The 18,853-nt window shown below is 54.0% G+C and carries 16 protein-coding genes and 2 tRNA genes; 12 read left to right on the top strand and 6 right to left on the bottom strand.

From position 1 onward, the window contains the following. The first annotated feature begins 171 nt into the window (after positions 1-171). Positions 172-248: transfer RNA gene (locus tag N5923_RS01080), tRNA-Asp, on the top strand. 7 nt (positions 249-255) lie between these two features. After that, positions 256-331 (top strand) — tRNA-Trp (locus N5923_RS01075). A 120-nt stretch (positions 332-451) separates the two neighbouring features. On the opposite strand, the gene hdfR is transcribed toward N5923_RS01075, so the two are convergent. Beyond that, positions 452-1,273, bottom strand: coding sequence for an HTH-type transcriptional regulator HdfR (gene hdfR / locus N5923_RS01070; RefSeq protein WP_267141635.1), 822 nt, complete (start codon positions 1,271-1,273; stop codon positions 452-454). A gap of 121 nt (positions 1,274-1,394) precedes the next feature. Between hdfR and N5923_RS01065 the strand changes: the two genes are divergently transcribed. Then, entirely contained in the window at positions 1,395-1,733 is a 339-nt protein-coding gene (locus N5923_RS01065) for a DUF413 domain-containing protein (protein ID WP_017800626.1), read from the top strand. A 27-nt stretch (positions 1,734-1,760) separates the two neighbouring features. Here N5923_RS01065 and N5923_RS01060 read toward each other — a convergent pair whose 3' ends face one another. After that, complete coding sequence (locus N5923_RS01060) at positions 1,761-3,281, bottom strand: YifB family Mg chelatase-like AAA ATPase (RefSeq protein ID WP_267141634.1); 1,521 nt, start codon at positions 3,279-3,281, stop codon at positions 1,761-1,763. 347 nt (positions 3,282-3,628) lie between these two features. Here N5923_RS01060 and ilvL point away from each other — a divergent pair, with 347 nt between their 5' ends. The 6 genes from ilvL (at position 3,629) to ilvA (ending at position 10,190) form a co-directional block, all read left to right on the top strand. Continuing rightward, positions 3,629-3,727 (top strand): ilv operon leader peptide, encoded by a 99-nt coding sequence (gene ilvL / locus N5923_RS01055; RefSeq protein ID WP_071590505.1) that lies wholly within the window; start codon positions 3,629-3,631, stop codon positions 3,725-3,727. 150 nt (positions 3,728-3,877) lie between these two features. Continuing rightward, positions 3,878-5,524: an acetolactate synthase 2 catalytic subunit gene (ilvG, locus tag N5923_RS01050; RefSeq protein WP_267141633.1), complete on the top strand. Its 1,647-nt coding sequence runs from the start codon at positions 3,878-3,880 to the stop codon at positions 5,522-5,524. Then, positions 5,521-5,778, top strand: a complete 258-nt coding sequence (gene ilvM / locus N5923_RS01045; RefSeq protein ID WP_267141632.1) for an acetolactate synthase 2 small subunit — start codon at positions 5,521-5,523, stop codon at positions 5,776-5,778. Before ilvG ends, ilvM begins: the two co-directional genes overlap by 4 nt. 18 nt (positions 5,779-5,796) lie before the next feature. Beyond that, positions 5,797-6,726, top strand: coding sequence for a branched-chain-amino-acid transaminase (gene ilvE / locus N5923_RS01040; RefSeq protein WP_017800630.1), 930 nt, complete (start codon positions 5,797-5,799; stop codon positions 6,724-6,726). 63 nt (positions 6,727-6,789) lie between these two features. Further along, positions 6,790-8,640: a dihydroxy-acid dehydratase gene (ilvD, locus tag N5923_RS01035; protein ID WP_267141631.1), complete on the top strand. Its 1,851-nt coding sequence runs from the start codon at positions 6,790-6,792 to the stop codon at positions 8,638-8,640. Positions 8,641-8,642: 2 nt separating this feature from the next. After that, positions 8,643-10,190, top strand: a complete 1,548-nt coding sequence (gene ilvA, locus N5923_RS01030; RefSeq protein WP_267141630.1) for a threonine ammonia-lyase, biosynthetic — start codon at positions 8,643-8,645, stop codon at positions 10,188-10,190. 103 nt (positions 10,191-10,293) lie between these two features. Here ilvA and ilvY read toward each other — a convergent pair whose 3' ends face one another. Continuing rightward, the gene (gene ilvY / locus N5923_RS01025) at positions 10,294-11,175 is read right to left on the bottom strand and encodes an HTH-type transcriptional activator IlvY (protein ID WP_267141629.1); all 882 of its coding nucleotides are present in this window, start codon (positions 11,173-11,175) and stop codon (positions 10,294-10,296) included. Between the two features lie 166 nt (positions 11,176-11,341). Between ilvY and ilvC the strand changes: the two genes are divergently transcribed. Further along, positions 11,342-12,817: a ketol-acid reductoisomerase gene (gene ilvC, locus N5923_RS01020; RefSeq protein WP_267141628.1), complete on the top strand. Its 1,476-nt coding sequence runs from the start codon at positions 11,342-11,344 to the stop codon at positions 12,815-12,817. Positions 12,818-12,869: 52 nt separating this feature from the next. Here ilvC and ppiC read toward each other — a convergent pair whose 3' ends face one another. Then, entirely contained in the window at positions 12,870-13,151 is a 282-nt protein-coding gene (gene ppiC / locus N5923_RS01015) for a peptidylprolyl isomerase PpiC (RefSeq protein WP_267141627.1), read from the bottom strand. A gap of 88 nt (positions 13,152-13,239) precedes the next feature. Between ppiC and rep the strand changes: the two genes are divergently transcribed. Beyond that, the gene (gene rep, locus N5923_RS01010) at positions 13,240-15,261 is read left to right on the top strand and encodes a DNA helicase Rep (protein WP_267141626.1); all 2,022 of its coding nucleotides are present in this window, start codon (positions 13,240-13,242) and stop codon (positions 15,259-15,261) included. A gap of 2 nt (positions 15,262-15,263) precedes the next feature. On the opposite strand, the gene gppA is transcribed toward rep, so the two are convergent. Together gppA and rhlB are read right to left on the bottom strand one after the other, a co-directional pair. After that, on the bottom strand, positions 15,264-16,748 hold the full coding sequence (gppA, locus tag N5923_RS01005; RefSeq protein ID WP_267141625.1) for a guanosine-5'-triphosphate,3'-diphosphate diphosphatase: 1,485 nt from the start codon (positions 16,746-16,748) through the stop codon (positions 15,264-15,266). 7 nt (positions 16,749-16,755) lie between these two features. After that, positions 16,756-18,051 (bottom strand): ATP-dependent RNA helicase RhlB, encoded by a 1,296-nt coding sequence (rhlB, locus tag N5923_RS01000; protein WP_267141624.1) that lies wholly within the window; start codon positions 18,049-18,051, stop codon positions 16,756-16,758. A 117-nt stretch (positions 18,052-18,168) separates the two neighbouring features. Between rhlB and trxA the strand changes: the two genes are divergently transcribed. Continuing rightward, positions 18,169-18,501: a thioredoxin TrxA gene (gene trxA / locus N5923_RS00995; protein ID WP_267141623.1), complete on the top strand. Its 333-nt coding sequence runs from the start codon at positions 18,169-18,171 to the stop codon at positions 18,499-18,501. Positions 18,502-18,853 lie beyond the last annotated feature (352 nt).

Below are 18,853 nucleotides of genomic sequence, written 5' to 3'. Positions count from 1 at the left end.
GAAACGCCGTAGCGCCGATGGTAGTGTGGGGTCTCCCCATGCGAGAGTAGGGAACTGCCAGGCATCAAATTGTAGTGGTGGCGTTATCGCCGCCAGCTCATTTCCCGTGACGCGGAAGTGAGAGAAATACCTGAATTCAGACGAAAGGTCTGGGATCAGTACAGAATCGGTGGAGCGGTAGTTCAGTTGGTTAGAATACCTGCCTGTCACGCAGGGGGTCGCGGGTTCGAGCCCCGTCCGTTCCGCCACCCTTTTAGGGGCGTAGTTCAATTGGTAGAGCACCGGTCTCCAAAACCGGGTGTTGGGAGTTCGAGTCTCTCCGCCCCTGCCATAAAAACAATCCTTTGCTTCGGCAAAGGATTTTTTTTGTCTAAAATATCCTGCCAGATAACCGCAAAAAAGAGCCAGTCCTCACTGACCCCTTCGATCTTTACTGCTTATTAATCAAAAACTAAACCACTACCGGAAATTTTAACAGCTGACGGATATGCGACTGCTGATCACTGTTCTGTAGCCAGACGCCATACAGCGGACGCACGGCGACAGGCGTATCAGGAATCACCATTAAATCAGGATAGAGATTGTGCCAAACGTCGGGTAAAAATGCACAAGCGCCGGTAGTATGCAGCAATTGTCGGGTTAAATGCGCCGATGTGGTAGTCAGCACCGGGACGTCGTCTGCTCCGGCCAGATAGCTTTGATGTTGATGAAAATCAGCGCCCCATTCCAGCTTGATATAGTCATATTTTTCACGTTTTTCGCTTTTTCGCGAACGGAAAAGAGTCAGTGAAATATGGCCAATTTGCTGACTGGTAAGCTCATCCATCTTCGGAGCTTCAGTGGTAATCAGCAGATCCAGCTGACGTTCATGAAGCTGTTTAACCAGTAAATGACGCTGCGCCACGCGGGCTTCAAGGTGCAGGTCCTCACGGTTCTCATACAGCGTTTGCAGCCACGGAGTGAGGTAAGCTTCCCAAAGGGATGCACTGGCACCGATCGACAGCTCATGATGCTGCTGAGTGTGCGATACCTCCTTCTTCGCCATCAGCCAGGTACTCATCAGACTCTCTGCGTAAGGCAGCAAACGCTCCCCGGCGGAAGTCAGGCGAATATTATTGCGATGACGAGTAAAAAGATTCACACCTAACTGATTTTCCAACTGTCTGATACGGAAGCTGACCGCAGACTGTGTAAGATAAAGCGCTTCAGCGGCACGTCCAAAGTGGCGAGTCCTGCTCACTTCAAGAAAGGTTTTAAGTAATTCCGTATCCACAGTTATCTCCCAAAAAACATTTGTCGTCATGATTTAAATGTTTTGTTTTACACTCTGTCAAGCCTATCTAATACTCCGCGCCATAAATAGCACGGCCATAAAAGAGTTAGGAGCGTGTAAAATGGCGGAAAGCTTCGCAACAACTAATCGTTTTTTTGATAACAAACATTATCCACGTGGATTCTCGCGTCACGGTGATTTTACCATTAAGGAAGCACAGCTTCTTGAGCGTCATGGTTACGCCTTCAATGAGCTGGATCTGGCGAAACGCGAACCTGTAACAGAAGAAGAGCGTCTGTTTATCGAGGTTTGCCGTGGTATACGTGAGCCGCAAACTGAAGCGGAACGCGTGTGGTCAAAGTATATGACACGAATTAAGCGTCCGAAACGTTTCCACACTCTCTCTGGTGGTAAGCCGCAGATGGAAGGTGTTGAAGATTATTCTGACAGTGACGATTAAAACGAATGGGGCTTAGCGCCCCATTTTTTATTGCAGTGATTTGTGCAGATGTATCAGTAAACGATCAATGCCACGATAGCTTAGTGCTTCATGCAGATGATCGCGTTGAATATTTTCCGCCTGTGCCAGGTCGGCGATGGTGCGCGCCACCTTCAGAATGCGCTGCCAGGCTCTGACTGACAGCCCCAGCTGGTTAAGTACCGACTCCAGCCACTCAGCATCCTCCCGGCTAATTACACACCATTGTTGAATCTCACTATTGTTAAGCATGGCATTAATTTTACCGCTGCGCATAAGCTGGCATTTTCTGACGGCAAAGACCCGCGCTCTGACGATGTCGCTGGATTCGCTGCTGCAGCGGTTATTGCTGAGCGTACCTGAAGGCAGCAGCGGCACCTCCAGGGATAAATCAAAACGGTCGAGAAAGGGGCCGGAAAGACGATTCAGGTAGCGTAAGGTCTGCTGCGGCGAGCTGCGATTATGAGTGCCGCTGTAGTGGCCCGACGGGCTGGGGTTCATGGCGGCGACCAACTGGAAACGCGCCGGATAAATAACTTTAGCGCGCGCCCGCGAGATACAAATTTCTCCAGACTCAATCGGCTCGCGTAGCGCATCCAGTGTCCGCTTTTCGAATTCCGGCAACTCATCAAGAAACAGCACGCCATTATGGGCGAGAGAGATCTCTCCGGGCCGCGGCAGCGAGCCACCACCGACCAGCGCATACATTGAGGAGCTATGATGCGGTGAACGAAATGGCCGCTGACGCCACTGTTTCTGCATGGCGCCATTACTGACCAGACTGGCGATAGCCGCACACTCCAGCGCTTCGTTGTCGCTTAATGGCGGCATCAATCCAACCAGCCGCGACGCCAGCATAGTCTTACCGGTGCCGGGCGGGCCAATAAGTAGCAGATTGTGGCCACCGCCTGCGGTGATTTCCAGTGCGCGTTTAGCCTGCTGCTGACCGATAATTTCACTCAGATCGTTTTGACTGCTCGCTGTGCCTGGCATCTCAGCTACTGCAGACGCTAACGGCGACTTGCCATGCAGAAAACCACACACCTCCAGCAGATGGTTGCCGACTAAGCTCTCGCCGTGACGGATTAAACCGACATCCTGTTGGTTCTCAAGCGAAAGAATCAGCTGCCGCCCATTTTGCAATGCGGCCATCGCGGCTGGAATGGCGCCCTGTACGGCCCGTAGCGCACCGCTAAGCGCCAGCTCGCCCAGGAATTCATACGCAGGCAATTTAGCGGCAGGGACCTGCTCTGAGGCCGCGAGAATGGCGATAGCGATAGGAAGGTCATAGCGCCCGCCCTCCTTTGGCAGATCCGCCGGCGCAAGATTGACGGTAATACGTTTTGCCGGAAAGGTGAATCCGCTATTGATAATGGCGCTTCTGACGCGATCCCGTGCTTCTTTTACCGTCGTTTCCGGTAATCCCACCAGCGAAAGAGCGGGCAGTCCGTTGCTTAAGTGCACTTCGACAGAGACGAGTGGCGCTTCAACGCCCAGAGCAGCACGCGTAAAGACGATGGCTAGGGTCATAATGGCTCCTTGTTGCCAGCCAGTGTGCCTGGCGTCCTGCGCGTTGACGACGGGCAAATGCGGGTTTTGCGTCGCGTCGCGAAAAAAAACGGACTGGTTTACTGGCGGAAAAATTTTTGTCCGGGCGGGATCACAAATTACCCGGTGGGCCAGCGAGAAAAAGATTCATCACGTCAGGTGAGTAATGAAGATTTTTCAGTATTTGGCTTATGCACTGAATAACAATCGTTTTTTATCAATTCGCGAGCTGGGTCATTAAATTTATTGCTGAAAAAAGTTGTGTTTAACTGGCTAACTGTGATAACTCTGTAGGCATTACTTCGAACAAGCGAAATATCGAACTGAAAATGACAGCCCTTCTACGAGTGATTAGCCTAGTCGTGATTAGCGTGGTGGTGATTATTATCACACCTTGCGGGGCTTCGCTTGGAGAAAGAAAGGCTTAAAAATCAAGTCTGAATTCACAAAAAACCCCCGCACCGAAAGGTCCGGGGGTTTTTTTTCGACCCGATGCAATGGCAGTAAATGTCTGAGGAATAAAGAATGAACAGTAGCATAAAATGCTGTTGTTCCCAGCGAGAGGCGGGGGAATAACTATGAATGGTGCTCAGTGGGTGGTTCAGGCGTTGCGTGCGCAAGGTATAGAAACAGTATTCGGCTATCCAGGCGGTGCAATTATGCCGGTATACGATGCGCTCTATGATGGCGGCGTGGAACACCTACTGTGTCGTCATGAGCAAGGTGCTGCAATGGCTGCAATCGGTTATGCGCGTTCCACCGGCAAAGTGGGGGTCTGTATCGCCACTTCCGGTCCCGGTGCCACTAACCTGATTACCGGTCTGGCGGATGCGATGATGGATTCAGTGCCGGTGGTGGCGATCACCGGTCAGGTTTCCTCGGCTTTTATCGGCACTGACGCTTTCCAGGAGATCGATGTATTAGGTCTGTCGCTGGCATGTACTAAACATAGCTTCCTCGTTGAGACCCTCGACGATCTGCCATGGGTGATGGCCGAAGCCTTTTCTATTGCCCAGTCAGGCCGTCCTGGCCCGGTATTGGTTGATATTCCGAAAGATATCCAGCTGGCAAATTGTGAGCTGACGCCGCATCTGCTGCCGGTCGAACCAACGCCGCATCATCCGGTCAACGAACTGCAACAGGCGCGGGCGATGCTGGCGCAGGCGAAAAAGCCGGTGCTGTATGTCGGCGGCGGCGTGGGGATGGCGCAGGCGGTTCCGGCGCTGCGCGCCTTTGCCAAAGAGACCGGTATTCCCTCTGTTGCCACGCTGAAAGGGCTGGGCGCACCTGATGCTAACGATCCCTGTTATCTCGGCATGCTGGGTATGCACGGCACCAAAGCCGCCAACCTGGCGGTGCAGGAGTGTGACTTACTGATTGCGGTGGGCGCGCGCTTTGATGACCGTGTTACCGGCAAACTGGATACCTTTGCGCCGCATGCCAGCGTAATCCATCTGGATATCGACCCGGCAGAACTGCACAAATTGCGCCGCGCCAATGTGGCGCTGCAGGGTGATTTCAATCGCCTGCTGCCGGAGTTGTATCAGCCGATTGCCATCGACGCATGGCGCCAGCAGGTAATGGCGCTGAAAGCTGAAAACGGCTGGCGTTACGATCATCCGGGCGAAGCGATCTACGCGCCGCTGTTTTTACAGCAGCTGTCGGCGCGTAAGCCGGATAACGCGGTGGTGACCACCGATGTGGGTCAGCACCAGATGTGGGCGGCGCAGCATATGAGTTTCAGTGCGCCAGAGAATTTCATTACCTCCAGCGGTCTGGGCACCATGGGCTTTGGCTTGCCTGCTGCGGTCGGCGCGCAGGTTGCCCGTCCGCAGGACACTGTGATCTGCGTTTCCGGTGATGGCTCATTTATGATGAATGTGCAGGAAATGGGTACCATTAAACGCAAGCAGTTGCCGGTGAAAATCGTGCTGCTGGATAACCAGCGTTTAGGCATGGTACGCCAGTGGCAGCAGCTGTTTTTCTCTGAGCGTTACAGTGAGACTAACCTCTCCGACAACCCCGATTTCCTGATGCTGGCGCGCGCGTTTGATATCCCGGGCCAGCGTATTACTCGTAAAGATCAGGTCGACGCCGCATTAGACGCTCTGCTGAACAGTGAAGGGCCTTACATGCTGCATGTTTCAATCGATGAGCTTGAAAATGTCTGGCCGCTGGTGCCGCCAGGTGCCAGCAACGCCAATATGATGGAGAAAACCTCATGAATCAGCATCAATTGTCTATCGAAGCGCGTTTCCGACCTGAAATATTGGAGCGCATTTTACGTGTCGTTCGCCACCGTGGCTTCCAGATTTGCGCGATGAATATGGCAGCGGCAAACAACGTGAATAATATTAATATTGAAATGACCGTTGCCAGCCAACGTTCTGTCGATTTACTGTCGACGCAGCTAAGTAAACTGATGGACGTTGCGTGCGTTCAGGTTCAACAACAGACAACACAACAAATCCGCGCATAGCCGCGAAAGGAAAGAAGAATGACGACGAAGAAAGCAGACTTTATCTGGTTCAATGGCGAGATGGTTAAATGGGAAGACGCTAAGGTCAGCGTGATGTCCCACGCACTGCATTACGGTACGTCTGTGTTTGAAGGCGTCCGCTGCTACGACTCGCACAAAGGCCCGGTAGTTTTCCGCCATCGTGAACATATGCAGCGCCTGCACGACTCTGCCAAAATTTATCGTTTCCCGGTCAGCCAGAGCGTTGACGAGCTGATGGAAGCCTGCCGAGAAGTGCTGCGCGTTAACAAACTGAAAAGTGCTTATATTCGTCCACTGGTATTTGTTGGTGATGTTGGCCTGGGCGTGAACCCGCCAGAGGGTTACGAAACCGATGTGATTATTGCTGCTTTCCCGTGGGGCGCATACCTCGGTGCTGAAGCGCTGGAGCAGGGTATTGATGCGATGGTTTCCTCATGGAACCGTGTGGCGCCAAACACTCTGCCAACCGCGGCGAAAGCCGGTGGTAACTACCTCTCCTCATTGCTGGTAGGTAGCGAAGCGCGCCGCCACGGTTATCAGGAAGGTATCGCGCTGGATACGCAGGGCTATATCTCTGAAGGCGCGGGTGAAAACCTGTTTGAAGTGAAAGATGGCATTCTGTTCACCCCACCATTTACCTCTTCTGCGCTGCCGGGTATCACCCGTGACGCTATTATTAAATTAGCCAAAGATATGGGCATCGAAGTGCGCGAGCAGGTGTTGTCGCGTGAATCACTGTATCTGGCGGATGAAGTCTTTATGTCTGGTACCGCTGCTGAAATCACCCCGGTGCGCAGCGTTGATCAGATCAAGGTTGGTGAGGGCAAGTGTGGTCCTGTCACCAAGCGTATCCAGCAGGCGTTCTTCGGCTTGTTTACCGGTGAAACGGAAGACAAGTGGGGCTGGCTGGATCAGGTAAACCCATAAGCATAATGATTTGGCGAGCGGATAATTGTCCGCTCGCAACTTATTTAGACTGGAGTATAGAGCATGCCTAAGTACCGTTCCGCTACCACCACCCATGGCCGTAATATGGCTGGTGCACGTGCCCTGTGGCGCGCAACCGGAATGACTGACGATGATTTCGGTAAGCCGATCATTGCGGTTGTTAACTCATTCACCCAATTCGTACCGGGACATGTGCATCTGCGCGATCTCGGCAAACTGGTCGCAGAGCAGATTGAAGCGTCCGGTGGTGTGGCCAAAGAGTTCAACACCATCGCAGTCGACGACGGAATCGCGATGGGTCACGGTGGCATGCTGTATTCACTGCCTTCTCGTGAACTGATTGCCGACTCCGTGGAGTATATGGTCAACGCACACTGCGCCGATGCAATGGTGTGTATCTCCAACTGCGACAAAATCACCCCGGGAATGCTGATGGCGTCACTGCGCCTGAATATTCCGGTGATCTTTGTTTCCGGCGGCCCAATGGAAGCCGGTAAAACCAAGCTGTCAGACAAAATTATCAAGCTGGATCTGGTCGATGCGATGATTCAGGGCGCGAACCCGAATGTCAGCGATGCCGACAGCGATCAGATTGAGCGTTCCGCCTGTCCAACCTGCGGTTCCTGTTCCGGGATGTTTACCGCCAACTCAATGAACTGTCTGACCGAAGCGCTGGGTCTGTCGCAGCCGGGTAACGGTTCACTACTGGCCACCCACGCCGATCGTAAACAGCTGTTCCTCACTGCCGGTCAGCGGATTGTCGAACTGTCAAAACGCTACTACGAGCAGGATGATGAAAGCGCCCTGCCACGCAATATCGCCAGTAAAGCCGCATTTGAGAATGCGATGACGCTGGATATCGCGATGGGTGGTTCCACCAATACCGTACTGCATCTGCTGGCGGCAGCGCAGGAAGGCGAAATCGATTTCGATATGAGTGATATCGACCGTCTGTCGCGCAAAGTGCCGCATCTGTGCAAAGTGGCGCCGAGCACGCCGAAATACCATATGGAAGACGTACACCGCGCCGGTGGCGTACTGGGTATTCTGGGTGAACTGGATCGCGCTGGTCTGATGAATAACGATGTGCGTAACGTGCTGGGTCTGAATCTGCAGCAGACGCTGGAGCAGTACGACATCATGCTGACCAAAGACGAAGCGGTGAAGAAAATGTTCCGTGCCGGTCCGGCGGGCATTCGCACCACCCAGGCTTTCTCGCAGGATTGTCGTTGGGACACGCTGGATGACGATCGTCAGGAAGGCTGTATCCGTTCACGCGAATTCGCCTTTAGCCAGGACGGCGGCTTAGCAGTGTTGTACGGCAATATTGCGCAGGATGGCTGTATTGTGAAAACCGCGGGTGTGGAGAAAGAGAGCCATATCTTCCGCGGCCCGGCCAAAGTTTATGAGTCTCAGGATGCGGCGGTAGAAGCGATTCTTGGCGGCAAAGTGGTGGCGGGCGACGTCGTAGTGATCCGCTATGAAGGGCCGAAAGGCGGTCCGGGCATGCAGGAAATGCTCTATCCGACCACCTATCTGAAGTCGATGGGCCTCGGCAAAAGCTGTGCGCTGATCACCGACGGACGTTTTTCCGGCGGCACCTCAGGTCTCTCCATCGGCCACGCTTCACCGGAAGCGGCTGCTGGTGGGGTAATCGCGCTGGTGAAAGAGGGTGACATGATTGATATCAATATCCCGAATCGCGGCATCCAGCTGGATGTGCCGGATAGCGAACTGCATGCGCGTCGTGAAGAAGAAGTGGCGCGTGGCGCTGAAGCTTATACGCCACATGGCCGTGAGCGTCAGGTTTCTCTTGCCCTGCGTGCTTACGCCTTACTGGCGACCAGTGCCGATAAAGGCGCAATCCGCGACAAGAGTAAGCTGGGAGGCTAATAATGGCAGAGTCTCAACCGCTACCCGATGCACCTTGTGGCGCCGAGTATTTGCGCGCGGTATTACGCGCGCCGGTGTACGAAGTGGCGCAGGTGACACCGCTGCAGAAAATGGAAAAGATCTCTTTGCGTCTTGGCAATACCATTCTGGTGAAGCGAGAAGATCGGCAGCCGGTACACAGTTTTAAGCTGCGTGGCGCTTACGCGATGATCGCCGGGCTGAACGAAGAGCAAAAGGCGCGTGGCGTGGTGACGGCTTCGGCCGGAAATCATGCGCAGGGCGTGGCGCTGTCGGCCAGCAAGCTGGGGATCAAGTCACTGATTGTGATGCCGGTGGCGACGGCAGATATCAAGGTTGATGCGGTGCGGGCGTTTGGCGGTGAGGCTTTTCTGTTTGGCGCTAACTTCGACGAAGCGAAAGCCAAAGCCATCGAACTGTCTGAAGCGCAGGGCTACACTTTTGTGCCGCCCTTTGACCATCCGGCGGTGATCGCCGGTCAGGGCACGCTGGCGATGGAGCTGTTGCAACAGGATGCGCATCTTGACCGGGTATTTGTACCGGTCGGCGGCGGCGGCCTGGCGGCCGGCGTGGCGGTGCTGATTAAGCAGCTGATGCCGCAAATCAAAGTGATCGCGGTGGAAGCGGAAGATTCAGCCTGCCTGAAAGCGGCACTGGAAGCGGGTGAGCCGGTCGATCTGCCGCGCGTCGGTTTGTTTGCCGAAGGCGTGGCGGTGAAACGCATCGGTAGTGAAACTTTCCGTCTGTGCCAGCAGTATCTCGACGATATCATTACCGTCGATAGCGACGCGATTTGTGCAGCGATGAAGGATCTGTTTGAAGACGTGCGAGCCGTTGCCGAGCCTTCCGGGGCGCTGGCGCTGGCCGGGATGAAAAAATATATCCAGCAGCACGATATCAAAGGTGAACGGCTGGCGCATGTGTTGTCAGGGGCTAACGTTAACTTCCACGGCCTGCGCTACGTTTCCGAACGTTGTGAACTGGGTGAACAGCGTGAAGCGCTGCTGGCGGTGACCATCCCGGAGCAGAAGGGTAGCTTCCTCAACTTTTGCCAGCTGCTGGGCGGCCGATCCGTTACCGAGTTCAACTATCGCTATGCTGATGCGGATAATGCCTGCATTTTCGTCGGCGTGCGCTTAACGCGTGGCGTTGAAGAACGCGCCGAGATTATTGCGCTGCTCGGTGAAGGCGGTTATCAGGTGGTGGATCTTTCTGACGACGAGATGGCGAAACTGCACGTGCGCTATATGGTCGGTGGACGTCCGTCAAAACCGCTGCGTGAGCGGCTGTTCAGCTTTGAGTTCCCGGAATCGCCAGGGGCGCTGCTGCGCTTCCTGCAGACGCTGGGCACTCACTGGAATATCTCGCTGTTTCACTACCGCAGCCACGGCACTGACTATGGTCGTGTGCTGGCCGGTTTTGAGCTGGGCGAGAATGAGCCGGAGTTTGAACAGCATCTTACCGCACTGGGCTATGACTGCCACGATGAGACGCGCAATCCGGCATTTAGCTTTTTCCTCGCCGGGAAATAAAACGGGAGCCGATAACGGCTTTCCTGCATTGTAGGGGCGGCGTTATCGCCGCCCGTGTTACGGGTTTGCGCGATGGTGATGACGGCGTTATCGCCGCCCGTTATTACAGTAAATTCCAGAAAGCATTGATAAGCGGCTCATTAAGCCGCTTTTTTTGGACGCAAACACCCAGTTCAAACGGCGCGACTGACTCAACGCCATCCAGCACCAGCACGCGATTGCGCACCGGTTCAGGGCTGTTTTCCAGCACCACATCCGGTAATAACGCGATACCACAGCCCAGCGCAACCATCGATACAATCGCCTCGTGGCCGGAGACCGTGGCGTAAATCAGCGGATTGGTGATGTGATGACGGCGGAACCACAAATCGATCCGCCGCCGCGCCGGCCCTTGTTCCGGCAGAATAAACGGAATCTGCGACCAGTCCGGTTCATCCTGGGTTGCCTGCTGACGCACCGCGCAGGCGAGGGCCGGGGCGATTAACACCAGAGGAATATAGCCGAGCGGAGTGAAGTCGATGCTGGCTGGTAAGGTTTCCGGGCGGCCGGCAATTGCCAGATCGGCCTCATTGGACTGTACTTTCTCTACTGCATCGGCGGCATCACCGGTGGTGAGTTTGATTTCGACCAGCGGATGTTCGGCGCGAAAGCGATCAAGAATTGGCGGCAGATGGCTGTAGGCGGCGGTAACTGAGCAAAACAGCCGCATTTCACCGCTTAGCGATGGGCCGTGCTGCCCGATGGCATGGCGCAACTGCTGATACTGCAACAGGGTATGCTGCGCAAACTGACGCAGGTGCTCACCGGCGTCGGTCAGGGTGACGGTGCGGTTGTCGCGCATAAACAGCGCCTGGCCAAGATCCTCTTCCAGCCGTTGAATCTGGCGCGACAGCGTTGACGGGCTGACATGCATGGCACGCGCAGAGCGGCCAAAATGGCGACTCTCCGCCAGATGGAGAAACAGTTTCAGGTCACGTAAATCCATGCGATGCGGGCCTCGTTTTTGCGTTGCAGTTCTTGCAATGTCACGTTGTTAATATATCAATTTAAGCAACACATTTCCTGTCATATGATGGGGACAATTATCGGTAAGGCAGCAAGGCGCCGCACCGGCAGAATAAATGATAAACATAACCTCATACGGAGTACCCATGGCTAACTATTTCAATACTTTGAACCTGCGCAACCAGTTAGCGCAATTAGGTAAATGTCGCTTTATGGCGCGTGATGAATTTGCTGATGAAGCGAGCTACCTGAAAGGTAAAAAAGTCGTCATCGTTGGTTGTGGTGCTCAGGGCCTGAACCAGGGTCTGAACATGCGTGACTCTGGTCTGGATGTCTCCTATGCCCTGCGTGCCGAAGCGATTGCCGAAAAACGTCCTTCATGGCGTAAAGCGAGCGAAAACGGTTTTACAGTTGGTACTTACGAAGAACTGATCCCACAGGCCGACCTGGTGGTTAACCTGACGCCAGACAAACAGCACTCATCCGTAGTGCAGGCTGTACAGCCGCTGATGAAAGATGGCGCGGCGCTGGGTTACTCCCATGGCTTCAACATCGTTGAAGTGGGCGAGCAGGTACGTAAAGACATTACCGTGGTTATGGTGGCGCCGAAATGTCCGGGCACCGAAGTACGTGAAGAGTACAAGCGTGGTTTCGGTGTACCGACGCTGATCGCCGTGCACCCGGAAAACGATCCAAAAGGCGAAGGCATGGCGATTGCCAAAGCCTGGGCGGCAGCCACTGGTGGTCACCGTGCCGGCGTACTGGAGTCTTCCTTCGTTGCGGAAGTGAAATCAGATCTGATGGGCGAGCAGACCATTCTGTGTGGCATGCTGCAGGCCGGTTCTCTGCTGTGCTTCGACAAACTGGTGAAAGAGGGCACGGATCCGGCTTACGCCGAAAAACTGATTCAGTTCGGCTGGGAAACCGTGACCGAAGCGCTGAAACAAGGTGGCATCACGCTGATGATGGATCGCCTGTCTAACCCGGCGAAACTGCGTGCATTTGCGCTGTCCGAGCAGCTGAAAGAGATTATGGCGCCGCTGTTCCAGAAACATATGGACGATATCATCTCCGGCGAATTCTCTTCCGGCATGATGGCTGACTGGGCGAACGACGATAAAAATCTGCTGGGCTGGCGTGAAGAGACCGGTAAAACTGCATTCGAAACCGCGCCGCAGTTCGAAGGCAAAATTGCCGAGCAGGATTACTTCGACCAGGGCGTGCTGATGATTGCCATGGTTAAAGCGGGTGTTGAGCTGGCGTTTGAAACCATGGTTGATGCCGGTATTATCGAAGAGTCTGCTTACTATGAATCGCTGCATGAGCTGCCGCTGATCGCTAACACCATCGCGCGTAAGCGTCTGTATGAAATGAACGTGGTTATCTCGGATACCGCAGAATACGGTAACTACCTGTTCTCTTACGCGGCAGTGCCGTTGCTGAAAGAGTTTATGACCACGCTGCAGGCGGGCGATCTGGGTAAAGCGGTAGCGACCACCACCGTGGATAACGCTTCACTGCGTGACGTTAACGAAGCGATTCGTAACCACCCAATCGAATCAGTGGGTCGCAAACTGCGTGGCTATATGACTGATATGAAACGTATCGCGGTAGCAGGTTAATCCAGGGGCGGCGAGAACGCCGCCCCTGGAAAGGCGCCTTCAGGCGCCTTTTTTAATTGCGGTACAGCACTTTAATAACGTGATAACCGAACTGGGTATGCAGCGGACCATAAGGTTCCAGCAGGGGGGCGGAGAACACCACTTTATCGAAGGCGGGTACCATCGCACCCTGTTTAAATTCGCCTAAATGGCCGCCTTTTTTGCCTGACGGACAGGTGGAGTGCTTCTTCGCCAGTTTCTCGAAGTCGCCGCCGTTTTTCAGCTGATCCAGAATGTCGAGCGCCTGTTTCTCTTCCTTAACAAGGATATGCAATGCTGCCGCGGTTTTTGCCATGATCGTGCCTTGAGTTTTAAGAATACCGCTGGCTATACTACCACGCTATTATTTCCTCCCTCCGCAATTTCATTGAGTGACATCTGCTATGCGTCTAAATCCTGGCCAACAACAGGCCGTCGAATTCGTTACCGGGCCTTGTCTGGTACTGGCCGGTGCAGGCTCCGGTAAGACACGCGTGATCACCAATAAGATTGCCCATCTGATCCGTGAATGCGGCTATCAGGCGCGCCATATTGCGGCGGTGACCTTTACCAATAAAGCCTCGCGTGAGATGAAAGAGCGTGTGGCGCAAACACTCGGGCGCAAAGAGGCGCGCGGGCTGATGATCTCCACTTTCCATACCCTGGGTCTGGAAATTATTAAACGCGAATACGCCGCGCTGGGGATGAAATCAAATTTCTCACTGTTTGACGATCAGGATCAGCTGGGCCTGCTGAAGGATCTCACCGAAGAGTGGCTGGAGAATGATAAAAATCTGCTGCAGCAGCTGATCTCGACCATCTCCAACTGGAAAAACGATCTGATTGATCCTTCGCATGCCGCCGCGCAAGTCAGCAGTGAGCGCGACAAGATTTTTGCCCACTGTTATGCGCTGTACGACAGGCATCTGAAATCCTGCAACGTGCTCGATTTCGACGATCTGATCCTGCTGCCGACGCTATTATTGCAGCGCAATGAAGAGGTGCGTGAGCGCTGGCAGCAGCGTATCCGTTATCTGCTGGTGGATGAGTATCAGGACACCAACACCAGCCAGTATGAGCTGGTTAAGCTGCTGGTGGGCGCGAGGGCGCGTTTTACGGTGGTTGGCGATGATGATCAGTCGATCTACTCATGGCGTGGCGCCCGTCCGCAAAATCTGGTGCTGCTGAAAGAGGATTTCCCGGCATTGCAGGTGATTAAGCTGGAGCAGAACTATCGCTCCTCGGAGCGGATTCTGAAGGCGGCGAATATTCTGATTGCCAATAATCCGCATGTGTTTGAAAAGCGTCTGTTTTCCGAGCTGGGCTACGGTGCGGAACTGAAAGTGGTCACCGCCAATCATGAAGAACATGAAGCCGAACGCGTCACCGGTGAACTCATCGCCCATCACTTTATTAATAAAACCCAATATAAAGATTACGCCATACTCTATCGCGGCAACCACCAGTCGCGAGTGTTTGAAAAGATGCTGATGCAGAACCGCATCCCGTATCGCATTTCCGGTGGCACCTCATTCTTCTCGCGGCCGGAAATTAAAGATCTGCTGGCCTATCTGCGCGTGCTGACCAATGCCGATGATGACAGTGCGTTCTTGCGTATTGTGAACACGCCACGTCGTGAGATTGGCTCCGCCACGCTGCAAAAGCTGGGTGAATGGGCGATGCAGCGCAACAAGAGCCTGTTTAGTGCCAGTTTTGATATGGGGCTTAGCCAGACCTTAACCGGACGTGGTCTGGAATCGCTGCAGCGTTTTACCCTGTGGCTGCAGGAAATCGCCCGCCTTGCCGAACGTGAACCGATTGCCGCTGTGCGCGATTTGATTCGTGGCGTCGATTATGAAAGCTGGCTGTTTGAAACGTCGCCCAGCCCGAAGGCGGCGGAAATGCGCATGAAAAACGTCAATATGCTGTTCCAGTGGATGACGGAAATGCTGGAAGGCACGGATATTGATGAGCCGATGACCTTAACCCAGGTCGTGACGCGCTTTACCCTGCGCGACATGATGGAGCGAGGTGAAAGCGATGAAGAGCTGGATCAGGTTCAGCTGATGACGCTGCACGCCTCTAAAGGTCTGGAGTTTCCGTATGTCTATCTGGTCGGTATGGAAGAGGGGCTGTTGCCGCATCAAAGCAGTATTGATGAAGAGAACGTCGAGGAGGAGCGGCGTCTGGCTTATGTCGGTATTACGCGCGCGCAGAAAGAGCTGACTTTCACCCTGTGCCGCGAACGTCGTCAATATGGCGAGATGATGCGCCCGGAGCCGAGCCGTTTTCTGCTTGAATTGCCGCAGGATGACCTGAAATGGGAAAGCGAGCGTAAGGTGGTCAGTGCGGAAGAGCGCATGCAAACCGGCCAGAGTCGGGTGGCCAATTTGCGTGCGATGTTAGATAAAGCGAAAGGCAGTTAACTTCACGAGATAATCAGTGGCCAGTGAACATAACTCTGCCAGTGGCTCTCCTGCTCCAGCAGTTCGGAACGCAATGGATGCGCTTCCAGCCAGCCGGCGGGCAGGGTCAAGTGCAGCGTATCGTCATCCGCCTGTAAACGGACCGCGGGTAAAGTATTATCACGGCGGCGGCTGGCAAAAATAATCGCCAGGCGCAGCAGACGACACATGCGCTCCGCCATTCGCGGCGGCACCGCATTTTGCTGGCTTAATAACGCCAGATCGATACCGTTACCCTGATTTTGCAGCAAAGTTGCCAGCAGTTTTTTCTGTGCAGGAGTAAAGCCAGGCAGGTCGAGATGACGGACTAAATAGGCGGCGTGCTGTGGAGCCTGTTTGAAATCGACACTGAGGCCAATTTCGTGGATCAGGCAGGCGCTGTCCAGCAGTTCACGACATCGTTCATCCAGCTTCCAGTTCGAGCTTACCTGACGGGCAAAACTATCCGCCAGCTGGCGCACGCGTGTTGCCTGCTCGGCATCAATGGTAAAACGGCGTTGAATATTTTGCAGCGTACGGCTGCGAATATCGCGATCGATCGGCAGATGCAGCATGCCATACACCAGACCTTCGCGCAGGGCACCACCGGCCAGCAACATGCTTTCGATATTCAGCTCATGAAAAATCGCGATCAGAATCGATAAGCCACTGGGGAATACCAGCGCACGTTCCAGCGTCAGCCCTTCAATTTCCAGCTCTTCCAGCTTGCCGCACTGAATGGCGCGCTGCTTAAGCTGCTGCAGCTTTTGCAGGGTAATACGCTCATCCATCCCCTGCGCCACCATGATTTCCTGCAACGCCTGTACCGTACCGGAAGCACCGACACAAACCTGCCAGCCCTGTGTACGCAGCTGAGCGGCAACCGGCTGGATCATGGCACGTGCCGCGGCTTCCGCCTGTTCAAAGTTCTCTTTGCCCAGATGGCGATCGGTAAAGTAGCGCTCCAGCCAGGTGACACAACCCATCGACAGGCTAAACAGCGCGGTAGCATGGGAGCCATCGCCGGTGACCAGCTCGGTACTGCCGCCACCGATATCCACCACTAAACGCTTATCTGAGCCGCCGGTGGTATGCGCCACGCCCTGATAAATCAGACGCGCTTCCTCTTCGCCAGTAATGACGTTAATCGGGCAGCCAAGGATCTCTCCGGCGCTATGCAGAAAAACAGCGGCATTCTGCGCCAGTCGCAGAGTGGCAGTTGCCACAACGCGAATCTGGTCGGCAGGAATATCCTGCAACTGTTCAGAAAACAGCCGCAGACACTGCCAGCCTCGCGCCATCGCCTCATCCGACAGATGATTCTGCGCATCAAGGCCAGCGGCGAGACGCACTTTACGCTTAATGCGCGCGACGGTCTGGATATTGCCTGCTACCTCGCGCACCACCAACATATGAAAACTGTTAGAACCAAGGTCTATCGCAGCATAGAGTGACGACGCGCTTAGCATGGCTGACTTAACTCGTACGTTTACGGTTGTTATTACGCGGCGCACCACCACGGCGGTTATTGGTACCACCACCACGACGTGGGCCATTGCCAGAGCGGTTACGCGTTAAGCGCTTCGGCGGTGGCAGATCGGTCATCAATGCTTCGCTGTTGTATTTGCTCACCGGAATGCTGTGACCAATATACTCTTCGATAGCCGTCAGATTGAGCGCGTACTCTTCACACGCCAGACTGATGGAGTGACCGCTGGCGCCAGCACGACCGGTACGGCCGATGCGATGCACATAGTCTTCACGATCGTCAGGCAGATCATAGTTAAACACATGAGTTACGGCAGGAATATGCAGACCACGGGCGGCCACATCGGTAGCAACCAGAATATCCACGTCGCCTTTGGTAAAGTCGTCGAGAATACGCAGGCGTTTCTTCTGTGCGACATCGCCGGTCAGCAAGCCAACACGATGACCATCGGCAGCCAGGTGGCCCCAGACATCTTCACAGCGATGCTTGGTGTTAGCGAAGATAATCGCGCGATCTGGCCACTCTTCTTCCAACAGCGTCTGCAGTAAACGCATTTTCTCTTCGTTAGACGGGTAGAACAGCTCTTCCTGAATGCGGTGGCCGGTTTTCTGTTCTGGCTCCACTTCCACATATTCGGCGTTGTTCATATGTTCAAACGCCAGTTCGCGTACGCGGTATGACAGCGTAGCGGAGAACAGCATATTCAGACGCTGACTGGTCGCCGGCATACGGCGGAACAACCAACGGATATCTTTAATAAAGCCGAGATCAAACATACGGTCGGCTTCGTCGAGCACCACTACCTGGATTGCACCAAGGTTAATGTGATTTTGTTTGGCATAGTCGATTAAACGACCGGTAGTGCCGATTAATACGTCGACACCGCTTTCCAGCACTTTAAGCTGTTTGTCATATCCGTCACCGCCATATGCCAGACCTAATTTCAGTCCGGTAGACCTGGTTAACGGCTCGGCATCGGCGTGGATCTGCACGGCCAATTCGCGCGTTGGTGCCATGATTAGCGCACGCGGTTGATTCACCTGGCGACCTTCCGCAGCCGGGTGAGAGAGGAGATGATGGAACGTTGACGTCAGAAACGCCATCGTTTTGCCGGTACCGGTTTGCGCCTGACCTGCTACATCACGCCCAGCGAGCGTGAAAGGTAATGCAAGCGCCTGAATCGGCGTGCAATTATGAAAGCCTTTAGTTTCAAGGGCTTCAATGACCTGAGGGTGCAGGGCGAAGTCGGAAAACTTCTGTTCAGTTAAGTGTGTTTTGCTCATAGTGTGGTAGAATATCAGCTTACTATTGCTTTACGAAAGCGTATCCGGTGAAATAAAGTCAACCTAAGTTGGCAGATTTTACGCCAACCAGCCAGGCATAATCTTGTGGAGTAAGACATGAGCAGCGATAAAATTGTTCACCTGACCGATGACAGCTTCGAAACCGACGTCCTGAAAGCCGATGGTTTAACGCTGGTTGATTTCTGGGCAGAGTGGTGTGGCCCGTGCAAAATGATTGCACCCATTCTGGATGAAGTCGCTGACGAATACGATGGTAAGCTGACCATTGCGAAACTGAATATCGACGAAAATCCGGGCACTGCGCCTAAGTATGGTATTCGTGGTATTCCTACGCTGTTGCTGTTTAAAAACGGCGAAGTGGCAGCAACGAAAGTTGGCGCGCTTTCTAAAGGCCAGCTGAAAGAGTTTCTGAACGCAAATCTGGGTTAATCCCCGATCGGCGCTGGCGGTCTGGTTATTTTTTGCAGACCGCTAGACGCCCGCCTTTAAGCGTGCTAAGTTGGTTTTACTGCATTACGAACTTACCTGGTAGTTTGAATCTTAGATTTTCCCTTGTTGAATACGGTGTTTCACAGCGAAGCGCACAAGCATTCAGCAATCTGACGGTCAGCATCAATATTTTCCGGCATCGCGTTCCAACCGTCTCCTCGTTTTCAGATCAGCATATTCCTGCACATGATCGCCGAGCGGACAACGGAAACAGTGCCATTAAACAGGCATGGACGTTCTTGCCATACCATTCACGACAAACATTTCGAGATTTACCCCGAGTTTAAGAACC

The organism is Winslowiella arboricola (assembly GCF_025527015.1).
GTDB lineage: Bacteria > Pseudomonadota > Gammaproteobacteria > Enterobacterales > Enterobacteriaceae > Erwinia > Erwinia arboricola.
The sequence above is the reverse complement of the archived record's forward strand: the minus strand, read 5'-3'. Positions and strand labels throughout refer to the sequence as shown.